At 69.4% G+C, this 19,949-nt stretch carries 19 protein-coding genes and 2 tRNA genes; 5 read left to right on the top strand and 16 right to left on the bottom strand.

Annotated features, from left to right (window positions below):
* Positions 1-26: 26 nt before the first annotated feature.
* Positions 27-743, bottom strand: a complete 717-nt coding sequence (locus ABZ622_RS07510) for a class E sortase (RefSeq protein ID WP_360541319.1) — start codon at positions 741-743, stop codon at positions 27-29.
* Between the two features lie 53 nt (positions 744-796).
* Positions 797-1,567 (bottom strand): DUF881 domain-containing protein, encoded by a 771-nt coding sequence (locus tag ABZ622_RS07505; RefSeq protein WP_360541317.1) that lies wholly within the window; start codon positions 1,565-1,567, stop codon positions 797-799.
* Between the two features lie 140 nt (positions 1,568-1,707).
* On the opposite strand from ABZ622_RS07505, the gene crgA reads away from it, so the two are divergent.
* Positions 1,708-1,962: a cell division protein CrgA gene (gene crgA, locus ABZ622_RS07500; RefSeq protein WP_093548084.1), complete on the top strand. Its 255-nt coding sequence runs from the start codon at positions 1,708-1,710 to the stop codon at positions 1,960-1,962.
* Between the two features lie 342 nt (positions 1,963-2,304).
* Here crgA and ABZ622_RS07495 read toward each other — a convergent pair whose 3' ends face one another.
* Together ABZ622_RS07495 and ABZ622_RS07490 are read right to left on the bottom strand one after the other, a co-directional pair.
* Positions 2,305-3,207: a rhomboid family intramembrane serine protease gene (locus ABZ622_RS07495; RefSeq protein WP_360541642.1), complete on the bottom strand. Its 903-nt coding sequence runs from the start codon at positions 3,205-3,207 to the stop codon at positions 2,305-2,307.
* 156 nt (positions 3,208-3,363) lie between these two features.
* Positions 3,364-3,891, bottom strand: a complete 528-nt coding sequence (locus ABZ622_RS07490; protein WP_360541315.1) for a peptidylprolyl isomerase — start codon at positions 3,889-3,891, stop codon at positions 3,364-3,366.
* Positions 3,892-4,285: 394 nt separating this feature from the next.
* Between ABZ622_RS07490 and ABZ622_RS07485 the strand changes: the two genes are divergently transcribed.
* The gene (locus tag ABZ622_RS07485; RefSeq protein WP_360541313.1) at positions 4,286-5,020 is read left to right on the top strand and encodes a DUF5324 family protein; all 735 of its coding nucleotides are present in this window, start codon (positions 4,286-4,288) and stop codon (positions 5,018-5,020) included.
* 166 nt (positions 5,021-5,186) lie between these two features.
* On the opposite strand, the gene ABZ622_RS07480 is transcribed toward ABZ622_RS07485, so the two are convergent.
* A tRNA-Ala gene (locus tag ABZ622_RS07480) sits at positions 5,187-5,259 on the bottom strand.
* A 169-nt stretch (positions 5,260-5,428) separates the two neighbouring features.
* Here ABZ622_RS07480 and ABZ622_RS07475 point away from each other — a divergent pair.
* Together ABZ622_RS07475 and ABZ622_RS07470 are read left to right on the top strand one after the other, a co-directional pair.
* Positions 5,429-5,977, top strand: a complete 549-nt coding sequence (locus ABZ622_RS07475) for a helix-turn-helix transcriptional regulator (RefSeq protein ID WP_360541311.1) — start codon at positions 5,429-5,431, stop codon at positions 5,975-5,977.
* A gap of 84 nt (positions 5,978-6,061) precedes the next feature.
* The gene (locus ABZ622_RS07470; protein ID WP_360541309.1) at positions 6,062-7,426 is read left to right on the top strand and encodes a serine/threonine-protein kinase; all 1,365 of its coding nucleotides are present in this window, start codon (positions 6,062-6,064) and stop codon (positions 7,424-7,426) included.
* A gap of 63 nt (positions 7,427-7,489) precedes the next feature.
* Here the strand turns inward: ABZ622_RS07470 and ABZ622_RS07465 are convergent, their stop codons facing one another.
* The 4 genes from ABZ622_RS07465 to ABZ622_RS07450 form a co-directional block, all read right to left on the bottom strand.
* Positions 7,490-8,833, bottom strand: coding sequence for a hypothetical protein (locus ABZ622_RS07465; protein ID WP_360541307.1), 1,344 nt, complete (start codon positions 8,831-8,833; stop codon positions 7,490-7,492).
* Entirely contained in the window at positions 8,833-9,189 is a 357-nt protein-coding gene (locus ABZ622_RS07460) for a hypothetical protein (RefSeq protein ID WP_360541305.1), read from the bottom strand. The genes ABZ622_RS07465 and ABZ622_RS07460 overlap by 1 nt, the downstream gene beginning before the upstream one ends.
* Positions 9,156-10,733: a VWA domain-containing protein gene (locus ABZ622_RS07455; RefSeq protein WP_360541303.1), complete on the bottom strand. Its 1,578-nt coding sequence runs from the start codon at positions 10,731-10,733 to the stop codon at positions 9,156-9,158. Before ABZ622_RS07455 ends, ABZ622_RS07460 begins: the two co-directional genes overlap by 34 nt.
* A 111-nt stretch (positions 10,734-10,844) precedes the next feature.
* Positions 10,845-10,979: a DLW-39 family protein gene (locus tag ABZ622_RS07450; RefSeq protein WP_003958712.1), complete on the bottom strand. Its 135-nt coding sequence runs from the start codon at positions 10,977-10,979 to the stop codon at positions 10,845-10,847.
* Between the two features lie 308 nt (positions 10,980-11,287).
* Between ABZ622_RS07450 and ABZ622_RS07445 the strand changes: the two genes are divergently transcribed.
* On the top strand, positions 11,288-11,659 hold the full coding sequence (locus ABZ622_RS07445; protein ID WP_360541301.1) for a DUF6344 domain-containing protein: 372 nt from the start codon (positions 11,288-11,290) through the stop codon (positions 11,657-11,659).
* 82 nt (positions 11,660-11,741) lie between these two features.
* On the opposite strand, the gene ABZ622_RS07440 is transcribed toward ABZ622_RS07445, so the two are convergent.
* The 7 genes from ABZ622_RS07440 to recF form a co-directional block, all read right to left on the bottom strand.
* Entirely contained in the window at positions 11,742-12,095 is a 354-nt protein-coding gene (locus ABZ622_RS07440; RefSeq protein WP_360541299.1) for a hypothetical protein, read from the bottom strand.
* 96 nt (positions 12,096-12,191) lie between these two features.
* Positions 12,192-12,268, bottom strand: a tRNA-Ile gene (locus tag ABZ622_RS07435).
* Between the two features lie 71 nt (positions 12,269-12,339).
* Entirely contained in the window at positions 12,340-12,942 is a 603-nt protein-coding gene (locus ABZ622_RS07430; protein ID WP_360541297.1) for a DUF3566 domain-containing protein, read from the bottom strand.
* A 93-nt stretch (positions 12,943-13,035) separates the two neighbouring features.
* Positions 13,036-15,666, bottom strand: coding sequence for a DNA gyrase subunit A (gyrA, locus tag ABZ622_RS07425; protein WP_360541295.1), 2,631 nt, complete (start codon positions 15,664-15,666; stop codon positions 13,036-13,038).
* Positions 15,667-15,712: 46 nt separating this feature from the next.
* Positions 15,713-17,818 carry a DNA topoisomerase (ATP-hydrolyzing) subunit B gene (gene gyrB / locus ABZ622_RS07420; RefSeq protein ID WP_360541293.1) on the bottom strand — a complete coding sequence of 702 codons (2,106 nt, stop codon included), beginning with the start codon at positions 17,816-17,818 and terminating at the stop codon, positions 15,713-15,715.
* Positions 17,819-18,232: 414 nt separating this feature from the next.
* Entirely contained in the window at positions 18,233-18,805 is a 573-nt protein-coding gene (locus tag ABZ622_RS07415) for a DciA family protein (RefSeq protein ID WP_360541291.1), read from the bottom strand.
* On the bottom strand, positions 18,802-19,932 hold the full coding sequence (gene recF / locus ABZ622_RS07410) for a DNA replication/repair protein RecF (protein ID WP_360541289.1): 1,131 nt from the start codon (positions 19,930-19,932) through the stop codon (positions 18,802-18,804). The genes ABZ622_RS07415 and recF overlap by 4 nt, the downstream gene beginning before the upstream one ends.
* Positions 19,933-19,949: the final 17 nt, after the last annotated feature.

Here is a 19,949-nt window from a genome sequence, read left to right as displayed (position 1 = left end):
CTAAAGGGCCGGGGCAGAAGCGTGGGTCAGCTGTGGAAAGCCGCCGGCTCGCCTTCGGACACGGGCCGGGTGGCATCGAGGTGGGCCCAGGCGATCAGCCGGTGGCTGCTGCCCCACTCCGGGTCACAGGTGGTCAGCGTGAGATAGCGGCCGGGCCCGTCGAATCCGGACTTGCGCGGGACGGGGTCGATGACCCCGATGTCGCTCGGCACGGTCCGGTAGGGCGGCTTGTCTATGCGGTACGTGAACCACGTCGTGCCGTCGCTCAGCACCACCGCGTCGCCCGGACGCAGCTTCGGGAAGTCCTTGAACGGGTCGCCGTACGTACGGCGGTGCCCGGCCACCGCGAAATTGCCCGTCGCGCCGAGGCGGGCGGTCCCCGAGTAGTGGCCGAGGCCCTTCTGCAAGGTCCGGACCCCGGTGTTCTCCAGGACGGGCCACTCCCAGTCCTTGCCGAAGCGGGGTATGTACAGCATCGCGAACGGCTTGCCGTCCCGGTAGGCGGCGGGAGCGGGAGGCTGCTCGGGCGCATCCGGCGTCCTCGACGTCGGGGAGGGCCTCGGCCCGGGTGCGGACACCGGCCCCTGCGCCCACCGGCTGCGCAGGTCGTCGATCTGCCCTGCGGTGGCGTCGGCCGCCTTCACTCCGGTCCAGAACAGCACGTACACCACAAAGAGAACGATCAGGGCGCCGACGGTGATGCAGAGTTCGCTGAACGTCCTGACGATCAGTCGCACCGACACCTGGCCGGCCTCCCCCACAGCCGCTCGCCGATTCACAGCTTCACGGCCGCTCGCTACTGCTCCACGGGCTCCGCGTAGTGGAGGTCCACTGTGCCCGAGTAGCCGGGAAGAGTCACCGCCTCGTGCTCATCGACTTTCCAGCCGAGCCCGTACGCCTTCACATACAGCAGGTAGTTGCTGATCGCCGGGGAGTTGTCGAGCGCCTGCCTGAGCCTGCCCGGGTCGCCGACCGCGGTGATCTTGTACGGCGGGGAGTAGACCCGGCCCTGGAGGATCAGGGTGTTGCCGACGCAGCGCACCGCGCTGGTGGAGATCAGCCGCTGGTCCATGACCTGGATGCCCCGGGCACCGCCCTGCCAGAGGGCGTTGACGACCGCCTGGAGGTCCTGCTGGTGGATGACCAGGTCGTTGGGCTGCGGGTCGGGGTAGCCGGGGTTGGCGGTGGCGTTGGGCGGCGCGTCGTTGAGGGTGACGGACACCGACCGGCCGGTGAGCTTGGTGGTTCCGCCGGCCCGCTCCAGTTCCTTGAGCCGGGCCTCCTCCGCCTCGGTGCTGCCGTCGTCCCGCCGGACGAGGGCGTCGATGTCGTCGCGCACGGCCGCGGTGGTCTCGTCCAGCTGGGCGTTCTTGTTGCTGCGCTGCTGGATGAGGTCGGAGAGCTTCAGCAGCGAGGAGTCGGTCCGGATATTGGTGCCCTTGGCCGTGTTGGCACTGGTGACGAAGATCAGTCCGGCGAGCGCGAAGACGGCAGCGGTGAGCACACGGGCCGGGTGCCGGAAGGTACGCCGGACCGGGCCTTGGGGGGAGTCGGCAGAATTGCTCAACGTACCCTTATCTCCTTCGGCGCCAGGGAAGCACTACGCTAACGGACGCCCGAGGTAGGCAGCATTCTCCTCGAGCTCCGCCCCGGCGCCAGCCACAGTTCCCTGCGCGGTCACGCAGCGCATCGACAGGAGAGTTCCTCGTGCCGAAGTCACGTATCCGCAAGAAGGCCGACTTCACGCCCCCTCCGGCGAAGCAGGCAACCAACATAAAGCTGACCAGCCGCAGCTGGGTGGCGCCGGTGATGCTGGCGCTCTTCCTGATCGGTCTGGCCTGGATCGTCGTCTTCTATGTGACGGACGGCGACCTGCCGATCAAGGACCTGGGGAACTGGAACATCGTCGTCGGCTTCGGCTTCATCGCCGGCGGCTTCGGCGTCTCCACACAGTGGAAGTAGCACCGCGGCGGAAGTAGTACCGCGGCGGAGGCAGCACCGCAGTCCTCGTGGTCGCGTTGCCCCTTTGCACAGCGGAGCCCTGTCCCGCAACCCTTGCCCCGAGTTACCCACAGTGTTATCCACAGGCGGGGGAAAAGGTCAGACGATCTGTGGATAACTCCCTGGCGGTTGACGCCGATGTGACTGCAGTCTCCCCCATCGGGGGATGGCACGCCCCTTGTCCCTGCTGGAAAAACCCAGCTCAGCGACAAGGGGCACAGTTGTTCCCACAGAATGCACAAGATCCGGCACCTGCTGTGGACAACCAGAGCTGTGGACGCGTGGTCCGGGGACAATGTCCGCTCAGGTGAGCGCGGCCGTTCTGATGACGACGACGAGGATCACGGCCGCAAGGACCAGGGCGCTGGTGCCGTACTGCACCAGTGCGCGCCGCTCGCGGGGTGCGTGCACCATGCCGATCGCGATCAGCGTGCCCGCGACCAGACCGCCGACATGCGCCTGCCAGGCGATCCCGCCCCAGGGGTTGAAGGTGATGACCAGGTTCACCGCGAGGAGCGCGAGGACCGGGCGCATGTCGTAGTTGAGCCGGCGCATCAGCACGGCGGTGGCGCCCAGCAGTCCGAAGATCGCCCCGGAGGCTCCGAGCGAACCCTGCTGGGGTGCGGAGAGCCAGTATGTGAGGGCGCTGCCGGCCAGCCCGGACACCAGGTAGAGCGTGAGGTAGCGGGCGCGGCCGAGCGCCGCTTCCAGCGGCCCGCCGAGCCACCACAGCCCCAGCATGTTGAACGCGATGTGCCACATCTCCTGGTGCAGGAACATCGACGTCACCAGCCGGTACCACTGGCCTTCCGCGACACCTTCGGGCGGACCGCCGTAATAGGTCGAGGCCCGGCCGAGCAGTATCAGGTCGTCGACCAGCGCGGTGCCCTTCGCCAGCACCGCGAGGTACACCGCGACATTGATGCCGAGCAGGATCTTGGTGACGAGGCGGGGATCGGCCGTGATGCTGCCGCCCGCGACGGTGCGCGGCCGGCCGACGGCGGGCCCGTGTCCCGTACCCGCCCCCTGGCGGACACAGTCCGGGCACTGGAAGCCGACCGAGGCGTCGATCATGCACTCGGGGCAGATCGGGCGCTCGCAGCGGGTGCAGCGGATGTTCGCCTCGCGACCGGGGTGGCGGTAGCAGCTGAGCGAGCCGTCCGCGGCAGCGGACTGGTCACTGCCTCCCGGCGGCTGCCGGTCCATCGGTCCCATCGCTTCCCGGTCCCTTCGGTCCTGGTCATGACGGGCACGGCGCGCACGACGCCGCCCTGCTCGTCCGCTATGTATCAGTACGGACGGGCAGGGCGGTTGGTTCCCGAACGGGCCATCAGTGTGTGATCAGCCGATGACCACAGGTGATCAACGGGTCTCGATGACGACCGACTCGATCACGATGTCCTGCACCGGGCGGTCGGTGCGGGGATTGGTCTGGGCCCCGGCGATGGCGTCCACGACCTTCTTGCCGGCGTCGTTGGCGACCTCGCCGAAGATGGTGTGCTTGCCGGTCAGCCAGGCGGTCGGCGAAACGGTCACGAAGAACTGCGAGCCATTGGTGCCCGGGCCGGCGTTGGCCATGGCCAGCAGGTACGGCTTGGTGAAGGCGAGGTCGGGGTGGAACTCGTCCGCGAACTCGTACCCCGGACCACCGGTGCCGTTGCCGAGCGGGTCACCGCCCTGGATCATGAAGCCGCTGATGACACGGTGGAAGACGGTGCCGTCGTACAGCTTGTCCGTCGACTTCTCGCCGGTCTCGGGGTGCGTCCACTCACGCTCACCCTTGGCGAGCTCGACGAAATTCTTGACCGTCTTGGGCGCGTGGTTCGGCAGAAGCCGGATCTCGATGTCGCCCTGATTGGTCTTCAAGGTGGCGTAAAGCTGCTCGGCCACGATCTGCCTTCCGTAAGTCTTCGGTTACGTTGAGTCTTCTTCGGTGACGTTGCGTCCTCAGTGACGCCACCGATCCTCGCACGGACCGTACGTTCCGGCGCCCGGCCACCACCGCCGGGCGCACGGCACTCACCTTCCTGCCCCATTCCGCATTCCGCATTCCGCGGTCCGCAGCAACAAATGCGGCCAAGTGCGTGACGAAGCGGCGCGGGCCGGGGCGAACCGTGGCATTGTCGTCGACAAGCTCCCCTTGCACCACATTGCCCGATGCATCAACTCATGACCTGAATAACCCGGATGCCCGCCCCCGCATGCCATACCGGAATTCGGCAGGCATGATCTCGAAATGGGTGGAAAGGCGGAGTGTCTACCCGCCACCAAGGAGGAGGATCCCGTGACCCGCATCGACAGCGTGCGCGCCGCAACCGACTCGGCGAAGGACAGCGTGCAGCACGCCGCGGAAGTGGTGGCGCCCTACGCCGACACGGCCAAGGACCAGGCCGCACATCTCGCGCACGAGGCCCGCACGCGGCTCGCGCCGAAGGTGTCCAGGGCGGCCCAGCAGGCCCGCGTCCAGTACGACGCGCATCTGGCACCACGTATCGAACTCGCCCTGACCCATGTGCCCCCCAAGGTCGACGAGGCCGGCCGGCGCGCCGCACGCCGCACCCGCCGGGCGGCACGGACCGCCGCGGACTACACGGTGCCGCGCGTCGAGCACGCGATGGCCGTCGCCCAGCCGATGGCCGAGGAGGCCTCGGCCCGCAGCGCCGCCGCACTGGCCGCACTGCGCGGCCAGGTCACGGCGCAGGAGATCAAGCAGCTGATCAGGAAGCACGAACGGCGCGCGAGGGCCGGCCGGCTGTTCAAGGGGCTCGTCGTGACCGGCCTCGTGGCGGGCGCCGCCTACGCCGCCTGGCGGTGGTGGGACAAGCAGGCCAACCCCGACTGGCTGGTCGAGCCGCCCGCCGCCACGGAGGTCTCCGACCGCGCACCGCTGACCTCGGTCGACGGCAGCGGCCCGACCTCGCTCGACCCCGAGGTCCGGGCCAAGCAGGCCGATGCGGAGGCCGACGGGACGGACGGCCCGGAGGGCGTGAACGGCTCCGGCCCGGACGACCACCGCTGAGCCGCGCGGCGCGACGACCGGCAGGGACCCGACGGGAGAGACCCCGCCCGGAACCGGCCCGAAGCACTCAGGGCCGGCGGCCCCGCCCCTTGCACTCGGACTCCCACGGCACGAAAAATGCCCTCCGATACTGCGTTTCCGCAGATCGGAGGGCATTTTCTTCGCGTGGAGCCTAGGAGATTCGAACTCCTGACATCTGCCTTGCAAAGGCAGCGCTCTACCAACTGAGCTAAGGCCCCGAACAACGGACAGCCCCGAACGCCCGGCGTTCCGGCCACCGCCGCAGACAACAGTACCGGGTACTCCCCGGAATCCCGCAAAAAGATGGGGGCTCCCGGTCGGCGACCACTCTCCGTAAGATGCTCGTCGAGGTTCGCAGCAGCGAAGCCGCAGCGAAGGGGAGACGCCATGGACGCAGCGCAGCAAGAGGCAACGGCCAGAGCCAGGGAGCTTCAGCGCAGTTGGTACGGGGAGCCCCTCGGTGCGCTCTTCCGCCGCCTGATCGATGATCTCGGCCTGAACCAGGCCAGGCTCGCCGCCGCCCTCGGGCTGTCCGCCCCCATGCTCTCCCAGCTGATGAGCGGCCAGCGGGCGAAGATCGGCAACCCGGCGGTCGTCCAGCGGGTCCAGGCGCTCCAGGAGCTGGCCGGTCAGGTGGCGGACGGCAGCGTCAGCGCGGGCGAGGCCACCGACCGCATGGAAGAGATCAAGAAGTCCCAGGGCGGCTCCGTGCTGACCAGCACCGGCCAGGCCTCGCACACCGGCGGCGCCCCCACCGTCCGGCGAGTGGTCCGTGAGATCCAGTCGCTGATGCGGTCGGTCGCGGCGGCCGGTGACATCATCGATGCCGCCGACTCCCTCGCCCCGACCCACCCGGAACTGGCAGAGTTCCTCAGGGTGTACGGCGCCGGGCGCACCGCGGACGCGGTGGCGCACTACGAGGGACACCAGAGCTAGGACCGTTCGTCCGGGTCTGTCCGGGCACTGTCCCCCGAAAGCCGGCCGTGGGCCGAAACAGGAACTGGGAGCGGGCGCAGCGCAATGGGTGAGGTCTTCGCCGGTCGGTACGAACTGATCGATCCGATCGGACGTGGTGGGGTCGGCGCCGTCTGGCGGGCCTGGGACCACCGGCGCCGCCGCTATGTGGCGGCCAAGGTCCTCCAGCAGAGCGACGCGCACACGCTGCTGCGCTTCGTCCGCGAGCAGGCGCTGCGGATCGAGCATCCGCATGTGCTCGCCCCGGCGAGCTGGGCCGCGGACGACGACAAGGTCCTGTTCACCATGGATCTGGTGAGCGGCGGTTCGCTGGCACATGTCATCGGCGACTACGGACCGCTGCCGCCCCGGTTCGTCTGCACGCTCCTCGACCAGCTGCTGTCCGGGCTGTCCACGGTGCACGCGGAGGGCGTCGTGCACCGGGACATCAAGCCGGCCAACATCCTGATGGAGGCGACCGGTACCGGACGGCCGCATCTGCGGCTGTCCGACTTCGGCATCTCCATGCGCAAGGGAGAACCGCGCCTCACCGAGACCAACTACGTGGTGGGTACGCCCGGTTACTTCGCGCCCGAGCAGATGATGGGCGCGGAACCCGATTTCCCCGCGGACCTGTTCGCGGTCGGACTCGTCGCGCTGTATCTGCTCCAGGGCAAGAAGCCCGACGCGCAGGCGCTCGTCGAGCACTTCGCCTCGTACGGCACGCCCGCCGCCCCGGAGGGGATCCCCGAGCCGTTGTGGCAGGTCCTCGCGGGGCTGTTGCAGCCGGATCCGCAGGCCCGGTTCCGTACGGCCACGGGTGCGCGCAAGGCGCTGACGGCCGCGGTCGAGATGCTGCCGGAGCCTGGGGCCGAGGACGAGCCGGTCGAGGTCTTCGACCAAATCGGGCCGCTGCCCGCCGGTTTCGGCCCCGATGGACCGGCCCCGGCCCCCGCCCAGCAGGCCCAGCACGACCAACACGACCAACAGGCCCAGCAGGCCCAGCACGCGCAGGCCGCCCAGCAGCCCTACGCCCAGTCGCCGGTCCCGATGTCGGAGACAGGCAGCTTCCACCTCCCGCCTCCTCCGCAACAGCCCACACCGCCGCCCCAGCAGATTCAGCCGGCCCAGCCGGTCACGCCGCACACCCCGCTTCCGGCGCCCGCCGCGTCCCCGTACGCCGCTCCCGTCCCGGATCCCTCGCAGGCGGCCACGGCGGCCGTGCAGCACGAACCGGCGCTCACCCGCGCGTACACCACTGGACAGCCACAGGCGCAGCCACCGGCGCAGGCGCATTCACCGGTGCCTGCTCCGGCGTACGCGCACGCCCCGCAGAGGCGTCCGGGACCGTCCCCGAAGGTGGCGGTCCCGGTGCTGGTGGTCGCGTTGATCTGTTTCGCGGTGGGTATCTGGGCCCTGACCCAGAGCTGAGCCCGGCGGCTGCCCCGGGTCCACGCCGTACGGGACCCGGGGCCGTGCCGGGCCCCTCCTCGGCTACCAGGCCTGCGGCGGGCCCCCGTACGGCAGGCTGCCGCCGGACGGGGCCGCGGGGGCGGTGGCGGCGCGGCGCCGGGCCAGCAGCGTCCACACCCCGAGCCCGAGCACCAGCACCGAACCCGTGCCGATCCCGGCCGCGCCGATCATCTTCATCCGGTCGTTCCTGGCCGCCTGCGGGCCGGCCAGGCCCTTCTCTGCCATGTCCCTGTCGTCCTGCGTGACCGAGAAGACCCCGGCGTCCCCCGCGTACGGCGACTTCCCGGCCGCCCCCTCGACCTTGACGCTGAGGGTCAGCGGAATCCCCTTCTTGCCGTACGACTTCGCGATCTCCGGGCTGAGCGTCACCGACAGGTAGTACCAGCCGGCGAACCGCATGGCGCTGACGCTGCTGGTGGAGTCGTACCGGTTCTCGTACTTCACCGGGGGCAGCGGATCCAGCGAGACGGACGTGGGCTTGCCGGAGTACGAGAGCGGCGACGCGGAGTCGACGTGGCCGTGCGCCGGATTGTCCAGGGACAGTGCGAGCGCGCTGCCGATGTACTTGTCCGAGGCGTTGTTGTTGCTCAGGGTGGCGGTGGCGAAGATCTGCTGGCCCCAGTCCACCGGCACGCGGTAGAAGAGGGTCTGTCCCGGCCTGATGCCGCCCTCCTCCTTCCACTCGCCGGTCTCCAGGCCGGTCGCGTCGTAGTAGCTGGTGCCGCCGGACCGCTTCTGCGGGGCGGTGGTGGGCGGCACGGGCGAGGCCGACGGCCAGTTCTCCGGCGCGTCGGTCGGCATCGAACCGGCCGACTTCAACTGCGGCTCCGACTCGTAGCGCAGCTCCAGATCCCACTCGTCGGGGGCGGAGGTCTCCTTGCTCTCCCGCTCGATCAGGACGTTGTACGTGCCGGCTTCCTGGCAGGTGCTGCTGCCCTTCGCCACGGTCCGGTAGGCGTACGCCGCGATCGGGCGCGGGAACTCCGCCGACTCGAACCGGGCGTCCTGCGAACCGCACTGGAGGTCCGAGCTGTCGCGGATGCTGACCGTGACGCCGTCCCCGTAGGCGACCTGGCCGGCCCCCCTGGGCACGGCCACCGCCGAGACGTAGCCGTTCGTCCTCGCGTCGAGATTCAGGCGGTAGTAGAGCTTCTGGCCGGGCTTGATCGAACTCCGGTAGACCGATCCCGGCGTCAGCGCCGACGCGTCGGTGCTGGCCTCCGCGCCGTCGACCTTCTTCGCCTCGGGATCGAAGGTGTACGCGGCGGGCTCCCCGGCCGCGTACGCCTGCCCCGGCAGCGCCACCGCCGCGCACATCGCCGCGACCGCGGCCAGCGCCACCCGGCCCCTGTTGCGCTGCCTCATCACGCGCTTCCCCTCGTCGTCTGTGCGGTCCGCCCGCGACGCCCGCGTACGAACACGAGCCCTGCGATCACCACCACCACGGCGCCCGCCCCGGCAGCGGCCCCAATGCCGGTCCATCCTGCCCCGCCCGTACCGTCGCTGTCTCCGGCACCGCTCGAATTGCCCTTGTTGTCCATATTCTTGTCCACAGCCCCGCCCGCCTTCCCGGCTGCGACAGGGGCGTTGTGCTCGGGCCCGGCCAACTCGTCGCCGAGGACCGACACCCGCAGCACCACACCGATCCGCGCGTTCCGTACCATGTCCGCGGCCCGCGCCCCCAGCGTCACCGAGATGTAGAAGTCGCCTCCGGCGTGCACGGGCCGGACCTGGGAGGCGTTTTCGTAGCGGTTGGTCCAGGCGACCGGTACGCCGCCCATCCTGATCGCCGCCGGCCGGCCGCTGTACATCGTCGTCGGGGGGTGAACTCGCCGCCCCCGGTGAGCGGGAACCGGGCCGGCGTGAACAGCTGCGTCGCCCCGTACGAGTACGTGGAGCCGCCCCGCTCCACCATGGGCTCGTTCGCGAACTCCACGTCGTAGCGCACCTGCTGGCCCCAGCCGGCCGGGACCTTGTACCAGCGGGTCTGCGCCGGGAGGATCCGGTCGAGGGCAGCACGGCCCCCTCGCCGCCCTTGCCGTACTCCGGCCGCGACTGGGCGGGCACGACGCCCTCCTTCAGGGGCCGCTCCACCGCGTGGACGAGTTCGAGCGGCCAACGCGCGGCGTCGGAGCCCTTCTTGCTCTCCCGCTCGATCACCAGCCAGTACCGCCCCGCCCGGTCGCAGGGGCCCGCGCCCCGCACCGAGGGGACGCGGGCGATCGCCGAGGTCAGCGGGGTCGCCCCCTCCTTCTGGAGAAAGCGCGGTCTCCGAACCGCAGGAATTGTCAGCGCCGTACGCGATGCTGGTACGCATCGCGTCGAAGGTGTCGACGGCCGCCCCGGCCTGCGGCGCCGCCGTGACCGAGAAGTCCGCCGTCGAGACGTCGTCCAGGTCGACCGCGTAGTACCGCTTCTCGCCCGGCCCGATGGTGTCGAGGTACTGCCCCGGTACGAGCACGGGTGCCTCCGCGCCCGTCGCCGTGCCCGCGACCCGCTCGCCGCGGAACCGGTAGCCGTCCGCGGAGAGTTGTGAGGCCCGCTGGAGCTGCCTGGCCAGCGAATCGGCGTCCGGCGCGTCGTAATAGCGGCCGTTGCCCGCCGCCGCGACGCATTCGAGCTGCTCGCGGGCCGCGCCCCTCACAACTCTCCGCAGCCCGGGGACCTCCTTGCCGAGCTGCTCGGCGACCTCGCAGGGCCCCGGCGCACCGCAGTTGTCCTCGCCGTCGGAGACCAGCAGGACCGTACGCGTGCCGACGGCGCCGACCGAGGGCCGCGGAAGGTCCTGGGCGGCCTTCCGCAGCGACAGACCGATGGGGGTGTCACCCCGGGGCCGTACGGCCGCCACGGCCCGCTTCAGGGCCACCCGGTCGAGTCCGCGCACCGGCCTCACCAGCCGGGTGTCCGTGCAGCCCCGGGCGCGGTCGGCTCCGTACACCCGCAGCCCGGTCGGATACCCGTCGGGAAGGCCGTCGACGACGGTCCCGACGGCCGTACGGGCGCTCTCCATGCGGGAGCGCCCCGTGCCGTCGTCGTCCGCCATGGAGCCGGACGAGTCGAGGACCATGACCAGACCGCCGTTCCGGTCGGCCCCGGACGGCTCCGGTCCGGCGGCCGCACCGCCCGGGGGCGCCGCCACGGCCGGTGTCGCGCCCGCGACCAGGGCGAGCGGCGCCCCGCCGATCCACGCCGCCGCGACCGCGCCACGAAATCGGTCCCGTGCCTTCACCCGTGCCCCCTCGACCCACCCGGATACTTTGCTCACGCAACGTATTGATTTGCTCAGGTGAACTCAAGAGCGCAGGTGTCACGGTCCCGCAACAGCACGAAGCCCCGGCCGCTCAGCGACCGGGGCCCGCAATCAGGCTGTTCTGTCTCACACACCCGAACCTGCGGGCACGGAGTCAGTCGCCTCCGTCCACAGATCCTGCTCGGCGCGATCCGCCTGGATCTGGCGGTACACGAGGAGCCCGCCGATGGCGGCCAGTGCGACCAGGAGAAGCTTCTTCACCGCGCGACCTCGTCTTTCCTTGACGTAGGGGACTTCTGCCGCCCGACTATACACACCGGCCGATATCAACCGGTGACCTGCCCGCGACCCAACTGGCGCCCGGGGAGGAGCGGCCCTCCGAAGAGCGCTCCGGCCCGGCGGAACGGGCCCGGCCCTCGGTCCGGTACGAGCCCGTCAACTCCGGTTGAACCATACGAGTGGTGTTCATCCGAAGATCGGCGGATCGGTGGCGTCGGTCCATGAAATCGGGAGCCACATCCACATCATCAGAAAGGTAAGCAAACCGGACCACCCGAAAGCGAGGGGCCATGAGCACCTTCAAGCCCAAGAGCATCTGGACCGCCTTCGTCACCGCCCTCTTCGCCCTGCTCGCCGCGCTGGGATTCATGAGCACCCCGGCGGCGGCCACGGAGCAGAGCGCCACGGAGCCGACCACCACGAACCAGGAGCACACGGGTTCGACCGCGGCAACCGCGACCACCCCGTCGGTGCGATGGACCCTTCCGCGCGACCGGGCGCTGCCACCCACGATGAAGCAGCGCATCCGCGCCGAGGCACACGGCTCCTCGCCCGCCACCCGCCATCTGTCCGCGGATGCCGCGGACACCACGGATACCAGGAACGCCGCCCGCACCAGCCACGGTGCCCCGGCGGGGGACGCGTCCCTGCTGCCCCCCTGAGAGCCGCTCCACTGACCCACTGAGCCCCCGGGCCGGTTCACACCGGACGGGGGCTTCTCCGTGCCCTCAGCAGCCTTCTCGGCTACCCGAGCCGGCGCTGCGCCGCCTCGACGGTATCGGCGGCACCGGTGTTGAACGCGATGGCGGCCTGCGGCGCATGGCGGCGGATCAGATTCACGATCTGCTCGAAGAGCGGCAGCAGTTGCTCGGTCTTGCGGATCCCGCCCCCGACGACCACCACGTCCCGCGGACGCTCGGTCAGCGACGCGACGAGCGCGGGCTCGGCGGACTCGTCGAACACGACCAGCGTCATGGCCGCTTCGACCCCGATCTCGGCGAACCGCTTCAGCGACCCGTCGAGAGCCGCGCGAACGGTCTCCGCGTCGGTACCGGGCAGTGCCTGCGGGTCGTAACCGACAACAAGTACGGAGGGCATTGCGGCCAACCTACTTACGCCGGTCATGGCCGTCAGCCGTAATGCCGGCCGCAATGCCGAAGGCCCCCCACCGTTTCCGGTGAGGGGCCTTCGTGCTGGTGGGGCTAACAGGATTTGAACCTGTGGCCTCATCCTTATCAGGGATGCGCTCTAACCAACTGAGCTATAGCCCCGCCGCGCTGCTGCGCTGACTTCTGAAGATTAGCGCACGTCGGGGCCAGTCCCAAAATCGATACCGGGCGCCCTACTCGTCCTCGGCCAGCGTGAGCTCGATACCGCCCACGAAACCCGCCGACAAGTTGTAGATGAAGGAGCCCAGCGTCGCCAGCGCGGTCGCCAGGACCACGTCGATGACCGCGATGACCGAGGTGAAGATGAGCACCCTCGGCAGCGACAGGAACGACTGGAGATCGAAGCCGTTGCCCTCGTTCGAACCGGTGGCCTCGCTGATCGTGCCGCCCACGGTGGAGAAAACGCCCATCGCGTCCATCACCATCCACAGCACCGCGGACGCCACCACCGTGCAGATGCCGAGCGCGATGGAGAGCAGGAAGCTGACCTTCATCACCGACCACGGATCGGCCTTGGCCACCCGCAGCCGTGCCTTGCGGGTACGCGGGGTCGTCCGCGCCCCCGTCCGCGGCCGCCGGGACGCCTGCGCGGCGCCCTGCGCACCGCCCTGTGTGCCCTGCGGCCGGCCGCCCTGGGTCCCGCCCGCGGGCGAGGGATACGCCTGCGGCGGGTGGTACGGCCCGCTCGCCTGCGCCGGCGCGGGCTCACGCTCACCCGGCAACGGCCCGGTCGCATAGCCCTCGTACTGGGGCTGAGGCCCCCGGGAATCCGTCACAATGCCCCCTCGGGAGTCCGTGGCAGGGCCACGGGCACCGTTCGCTCCTGCTCCGGAAGCGGCCGAACCGGCGCCCGTGGCTCCACTCACGCTCTACTCCTCGTGCTCCCCGGCCGAAGGCGACGTGCCTTCGACATTGCCCTCGACCGTGCTCTCGGCACCCTCCGCCGCAGCGGGCTCGGAGTCCTCGGACCCCTCGACCTCTTCGGCCTCACGACCGGCTTCGGCGTTACGGGCAATACCGACAACGGCATCGCGCTTGCCCAGATTGATCAGTTGGACGCCCATGGTGTCACGGCCCGTCTCCCTGACTTCATTGACTCGCGTGCGAATCACACCACCGCCGAGCGTGATGGCGAGAATCTCGTCCGTCTCCTCGACCACCAGCGCACCGACCAGTGAGCCCCGGTCCTCGACGATCTTGGCAGCCTTGATGCCCAGACCGCCACGGCCCTGAACCCGGTACTCGTCGACAGGGGTCCGCTTCGCGTACCCACCGTCGGTGGCAGTGAACACGAACGTACCCGGCCGGACAACATTCATCGAGAGCAGTTCGTCGCCCTCGCGGAAACTCATGCCCTTGACACCCGAGGTAGCACGGCCCATCGGGCGCAGCGCATCGTCCGTCGCGGTGAACCTGATCGACTGGGCCTTCTTGCTGATGAGCAGCAGGTCGTCCTCGGCCGAAACCAGCTCCGCACCGATCAGCTCGTCGGCGGTGCCTTCGGCGCCGTCCGCCATCTCCCGGAGGTTGATCGCGATGACGCCACCGGAACGCGGCGAGTCGTAGTCCTTGAGCGCGGTCTTCTTCACCAGACCGCCCTTCGTGGCCAGGATCAGATAGGGCGCGGCCTCGTAGTCGCGGATCGCCAGGATCTGCGCGATCTGCTCGTCCGGCTGGAAGGCCAGCAGGTTGGCGACGTGCTGACCGCGGGCGTCGCGGCCGGCGTCCGGGAGCTCGTACGCCTTCGCCCGGTAGACCCGGCCCTTGTTGGTGAAGAACAGCAGCCAGTGGTGCGTCGTCGACACGAAGAAGTGGTCGACGATGTCGTCTTCCTTGAGCTTCGTACCGCGCACACCCTTGCCGCCGCGCTTCTGCGAGCGGTAGTCGTCCGTCTTGGTGCGCTTCACATAGCCGCCGCGCGAGATCGTGACGACGATGTCCTCCTCGGCGATCAGGTCCTCGATGGACATGTCACCGTCGAAGGGCACCAGCTTGGAACGCCGGTCGTCGCCGAACTTCTCGACGATCGCCGCCAGCTCCTCGCTGACGATCTTCCGCTGCCGCTCGGGCGACACCAGGATCGCGTTGTACTCGTTGATCTTCGCCTGGAGCTCGTCGTGCTCGGCGGTGATCTTCTGGTGCTCCAGCGCGGCCAGTCGGCGCAGCTGCATCTCCAGGATGGCGTTCGCCTGGATCTCGTCGATCTCCAGCAGGCCCATCAGGCCCTCGCGCGCCACCTCGACCGTCTGGCTGCGCCGGATGAGCGCGATGACCTCGTCGATCGCGTCCAGCGCCTTGAGCAGACCGCGCAGGATGTGCGCCCGCTCCTCGGCCTTGCGCAGCCGGAACTTCGTACGCCGGACGATGACCTCGATCTGGTGCGTCACCCAGTGGCGGATGAACGCGTCGATCGACAGCGTGCGCGGCACCCCGTCGACCAGCGCCAGCATGTTGGCGCCGAAGTTCGACTGCAGGTCGGTGTGCTTGTACAGGTTGTTCAGTACGACCTTGGCGACCGCGTCCCGCTTCAGCACGACGACCAGGCGCTGACCGGTACGCGACGACGTCTCGTCACGGACGTCCGCGATCCCGCCGACCTTGCCGTCCTTCACCAGGTCGGCGATCTTCTGCGCGAGGTTGTCGGGGTTGGTCTGGTACGGAAGCTCCGTGACGACCAGGCACTGCCGGTTCTGGATCTCCTCGACGGAGACGACCGCGCGCATCGTGATCGAGCCACGGCCGGTGCGGTACGCCTCCTCGATGCCCTTGCGGCCCACGACGAGCGCGCCGGTCGGGAAGTCCGGGCCCTTGATCCGCTCGATGAGCGCCTCCAGGAGCTCCTCCTGCGAGGCCTCCGGGTGCTCCAGGTACCACTGCGCACCGGCCGCGACCTCGCGCAGGTTGTGCGGCGGGATGTTGGTCGCCATGCCGACCGCGATCCCCGCCGAACCGTTGACCAGCAGGTTCGGGAAGCGCGCCGGCAGGACCGTCGGCTCCTGGTTGCGGCCGTCGTAGTTGTCCTGGAAGTCGACGGTCTCCTCGTCGATGTCCCGGACCATCTCCATGGACAGCGGCATCATCTTGCACTCGGTGTACCGCATGGCGGCGGCCGGGTCGTTGCCCGGAGAACCGAAGTTGCCGTTGGAGTCCACCAGCGGCATGCGCATCGACCAGTGCTGCGCCAGACGCACCAGAGCGTCGTAGATCGACGAGTCACCGTGCGGGTGGTACGTACCCATGACGTCACCGACGACACGGGCGCACTTGTAGAAGCCCTTCTCGGGCCGGTAGCCGCCGTCGTACATTGCGTACAGCACCCGGCGGTGGACGGGCTTGAGACCGTCCCGTACGTCCGGCAGCGCACGCGAGACGATGACGGACATCGCGTAGTCGAGGTAGGAGCGCTGCATCTCCGTTTCGAGCCCCACGGGCTCGACACGCATGCCCACCGCGGCGGCGGGCTCCTCTTCGGGTGTCACAGGGGTGTTCTCGTCGGCCATTGCTGGTCAAAGTCCTTTCGGGCGGCGGCTTGCTGGTACGGCCGACTCAGATGTCGAGGAAGCGGACGTCCTTGGCGTTGCGCTGGATGAACGAGCGCCGCGCCTCGACGTCCTCGCCCATCAGCACCGAGAAGAGGTCGTCGGCCTGCGCCGCGTCGTCCAGCGTGACCTGGCCGAGAACCCGGTGGTCGATGTCCATCGTGGTGACGCGCAGCTCCTCGGCGTTCATCTCGCCGAGACCCTTGAAGCGCTGGATCGAGTCTTCCTTGATCCGCTTGCCGTTCTGCTTGCCCAGCTCGACCAGGGCGTCGCGCTCCCGGTCCGAGTACGCGTACTCGAAGTCGTCCCGGCCCCACTTGATCTTGTAGAGCGGCGGGCGGGAGAGGTACACGTGGCCGGCCTCGACCAGCGGACGCATGAAGCGGAAGAGGAACGTCAGCAGCAGGGTGTTGATGTGCTGACCGTCGACGTCGGCGTCCGCCATCAGGATGATCTTGTGATAGCGCAGCTTCTCGATGTCGAAGTCCTCGTGGACCCCGGTACCGAAGGCCGAGATCAGCGCCTGGACCTCGGTGTTCTGGAGGATCTTGTCGACCCGGGCCTTCTCGACGTTCAGGATCTTGCCGCGGATCGGCAGGATCGCCTGGTACATCGGATTACGGCCGGACTTCGCCGAACCACCGGCGGAGTCGCCCTCGACGATGAAGATCTCGCACTTCGTCGGGTCGTTGGACTGGCAGTCGCTCAGCTTGCCCGGCAGCGAGGCGCTCTCCAGGAGCCCCTTGCGACGGGTCAGATCACGCGCCTTGCGGGCCGCGACGCGGGCCGTGGCCGCCGAGATGCCCTTGCGGATGATGTCGGCCGCCTCGTTCGGATTGCGGTCGAACCAGTCCGTGAGCTGCTCGTGGACGACCTTCTGGACGAAGGTCTTCGCCTCCGTGTTGCCCAGCTTGGTCTTCGTCTGGCCCTCGAACTGCGGCTCGCCCAGCTTCACCGAGATGATCGCCGTCAGACCCTCGCGGATGTCGTCGCCCGTGAGGTTGTCGTCCTTCTCGCGCAGCAGCTTCTTCTCGCGCGCGTACTTGTTGACCAGCGTGGTCAGCGCGGCGCGGAAGCCCTCCTCGTGGGTACCGCCCTCATGCGTGTGGATCGTGTTCGCGAAGGAGTAGACGCCCTCGCTGTACTGCGTGTTCCACTGCATGGCGATCTCGGCCGAGAGGAGGCGCTCCTTGTCCTCGGCCTCGATGTCGATCACCGACTGGTGGATGACATCGCCCTTGCGGGAGTTCAGGTACTTCACGAAGTCGACGATGCCGCCCTCGTAGTGGTACATGACCGTGCGGGCCTGCTCCGCCTCGGCGACCTCGGCCACCTCGGCGACCTCCGCGCCCAGCGTCGCCTTCGCCGACTCGCGCTCGTCGGTGAGCTTGATCGTCAGACCCTTGTTGAGGAACGCCATCTCCTGGAAGCGGCGCGACAGGGTCTCGAAGGAGTACTCGGTCGTCTCGAAGATGTCCCCGTCGGCCCAGAAGGTGACGGACGTGCCTGTCTCCTCGGTGGCCTCGTTACGGGCCAGCGGAGCGGTCGGCACACCGAGCTTGTAGTCCTGGGTCCAGCGGTAACCGTCCGTCCGGACCTCGACCGAGACCCGCGACGACAGCGCGTTGACCACGGAGACACCGACACCGTGCAGACCGCCGGAGACGGCGTAGCCGCCCCCTCCGAACTTGCCGCCGGCGTGCAGCACCGTCAGCACGACCTCGACCGCGGGCTTCTTCTCCGACGGCACGATGCCGACCGGGATGCCTCGGCCGTTGTCGATCACGCGGACCCCACCGTCGGCGAGGATCGTGACGTCGATCGTGTCCGCGTGCCCGGCCAGAGCCTCATCGACCGAGTTGTCGACGACCTCGTACACGAGGTGGTGGAGGCCGCGCTCACCGGTCGAACCGATGTACATGCCAGGTCGCTTGCGGACCGCGTCCAGACCCTCAAGGACGGTGATCGCGCTGGCGTCGTACGAGGACGTGGCCTCGCCCGAGCCGACCGCCTCGCCGGAGGCGGTGACCTCGGCGCTCTCACCGGGTGTGGACGGAATGTTCTCGTTGGGGTTGCCGGAATCGGCCACGAAGCGCCCTTTCTGGCACAGCACAGGCCGTTCTCCGGGCAAACGGGAGCGGCTGCGTCGTTCGGCTTGTATCGACGACTCCCGCAAGGATGCGGGATTGTCCATCAGTCTACCGGTAGCGCCGACATGAATGGGGGTTTGCCGGTACCTGAGTACGCATGTGCCGCCCTGAATGAGCGGCTGACGACTCCCCATATTCGGGAAGGGCCTTCAGGAGGCTCACACGGGCCTTGAGCGCTTCGGCCTGTCAACCTCCCGCTACCGTGAGGGACACCCCACTCTCACCGCGTGGTTTCAACCACCGCAGACCCGTACAACACGGACCCGGCGGACAAGCGTCCCGGGCGGACAGCACGCAGCCGCGGCAGAGCCGGGAAGGGGGTCCATACAACGCCCGAGAACAGCCCGGACGCCGGTCAGCCACGGGAAAAGCGCAGGTCAGCCGTATGTGTCGCCCGGGCCGGTACTCCCCGGCGCCCGCAGCGGACCGAACCTGCGCTGCGGGCCACCGGGCCCCAGCACCTTGATCAACCTGACCGTGCCCTGCCCGAGGTCCGCGTTCAGCCGGGCCACCAGCTGGGGCGCCAGCAGCCGCAGCTGCGTCGCCCACGCCGTCGAGTCGCACTGCACCGTCAGCACCCGCTCGTCCGGGTCCTCGTCGTACTTCAAAGGCACACAATGTTTGGCCAGATCTTCACCCACGATCTGCGGCCAGCGCCCCATGACCCCGCCCACCGCCGCCGGGGTCTCCCAGCCGCGCTCGGTGATCAGCCGGTTGATCGCGGAGCCCAGCGGCAGCGGATCACGCCCGTCGGCCCGCGCGCCCGACCGCAGCCCGCCGCCCCGCCGGGCCTGCTTCTTCTGCTGCGCGGCGGCGCCGCGCGCCCGCGCCTGCTCCTTCGCCGCGCGCAGGGCGACCCGCGCCAGGTCCACGCCCGAGGGCTCCGGAGCCTTGTCCCCGCCGGCACGCTCCTGGCCCGGCTCCCCGGCTCCGTCGCCGCGGCCGGTCACAGCCGCTCCACCTCACCCGCGGACACCGCGAACCGGGTCCCCGCCAGCACCCCCGGAACGTCGTCGTCCACCGCGGCCGTCACCAGCACCTGCTCACCCGGGGCCACCAGCTCGGCCAGCCGCTCCCGGCGCCGGGAGTCCAGCTCCGCGAAGACGTCGTCCAGCACCAGCACCGGCTCGTTGCCCTCGCTGCGCAGCAGATCGTACGAGGCCAGCCGCAGCGCCAGCGCGTACGACCAGGACTCGCCATGGCTCGCGTACCCCTTGGCCGGCATGGACCGCAGCCCCAGCAGCAGATCGTCGCGGTGCGGCCCGACCAGCGTCACGCCCCGCTCGATCTCCTGCTTGCGGACCTCCGCCAGGGCGGCGATCAACTGCTCGTACAGCTCCTCACGGGTACGCGCGGACTCCACGCCCGGCCCCACCGAGCTGCGATACTCCAGCGTCAACGGGCCGCCGCCCGGCGCGACATCCGCGTACGCCTTGTCCGCCAGCGGCCGAAGAGTGGCGATCAGATCCAGCCGCTGCGCCAGCAGCTCCGCGCCCACCCGGCCCAGGTGCTGGTCCCACACGTCGAGCGTGGACAGGTCCATTGACCGGCCGCCGTGCCGGCGCGCCATCGCCGCCGACTTCAGCAGGGTGTTGCGCTGCTTCAGCACCCGCTCGTAGTCCGAGCGCACCCCGGCCATCCGCGGCGAACGGGCCGTGACCAGCTCGTCGAGGAAGCGCCGGCGCTCCCCGGGGTCGCCCTTGACCAGCGCCAGATCCTCCGGCGCGAACAGCACCGTACGTACTATCCCCAGCACGTCACGGGGCCTGACCTGCGACGATCTATTGATACGCGCCCGGTTGGCCTTGCCGGGATTGAGCTCCAGCTCGATCAGCTGCGAACGCTCCCCCTGTGTCACGGCGGCGCGGATCACGGCCCGGTCGGCGCCCATCCGCACCAGCGGCGCGTCGGAGGAGACCCGGTGGCTGCCGAGCGTCGCGAGATAGCCGACCGCCTCGACCAGATTCGTCTTGCCCTGGCCGTTGGCCCCCACGAAAGCGGTGACGCCCGGTTCGAGAGGTACCTCGACCCGGGCGTACGAGCGGAAGTCGGCCAGCGAGAGATGCGTGACATGCATGGGTGTACGCCGACCTT

Source organism: Streptomyces sp. NPDC007164, assembly GCF_040634135.1.
In the GTDB taxonomy this organism is placed as follows: Bacteria; Actinomycetota; Actinomycetes; order Streptomycetales; family Streptomycetaceae; genus Streptomyces; species Streptomyces sanglieri.
This window is presented reverse-complemented; position numbering and strand designations above follow the sequence as displayed.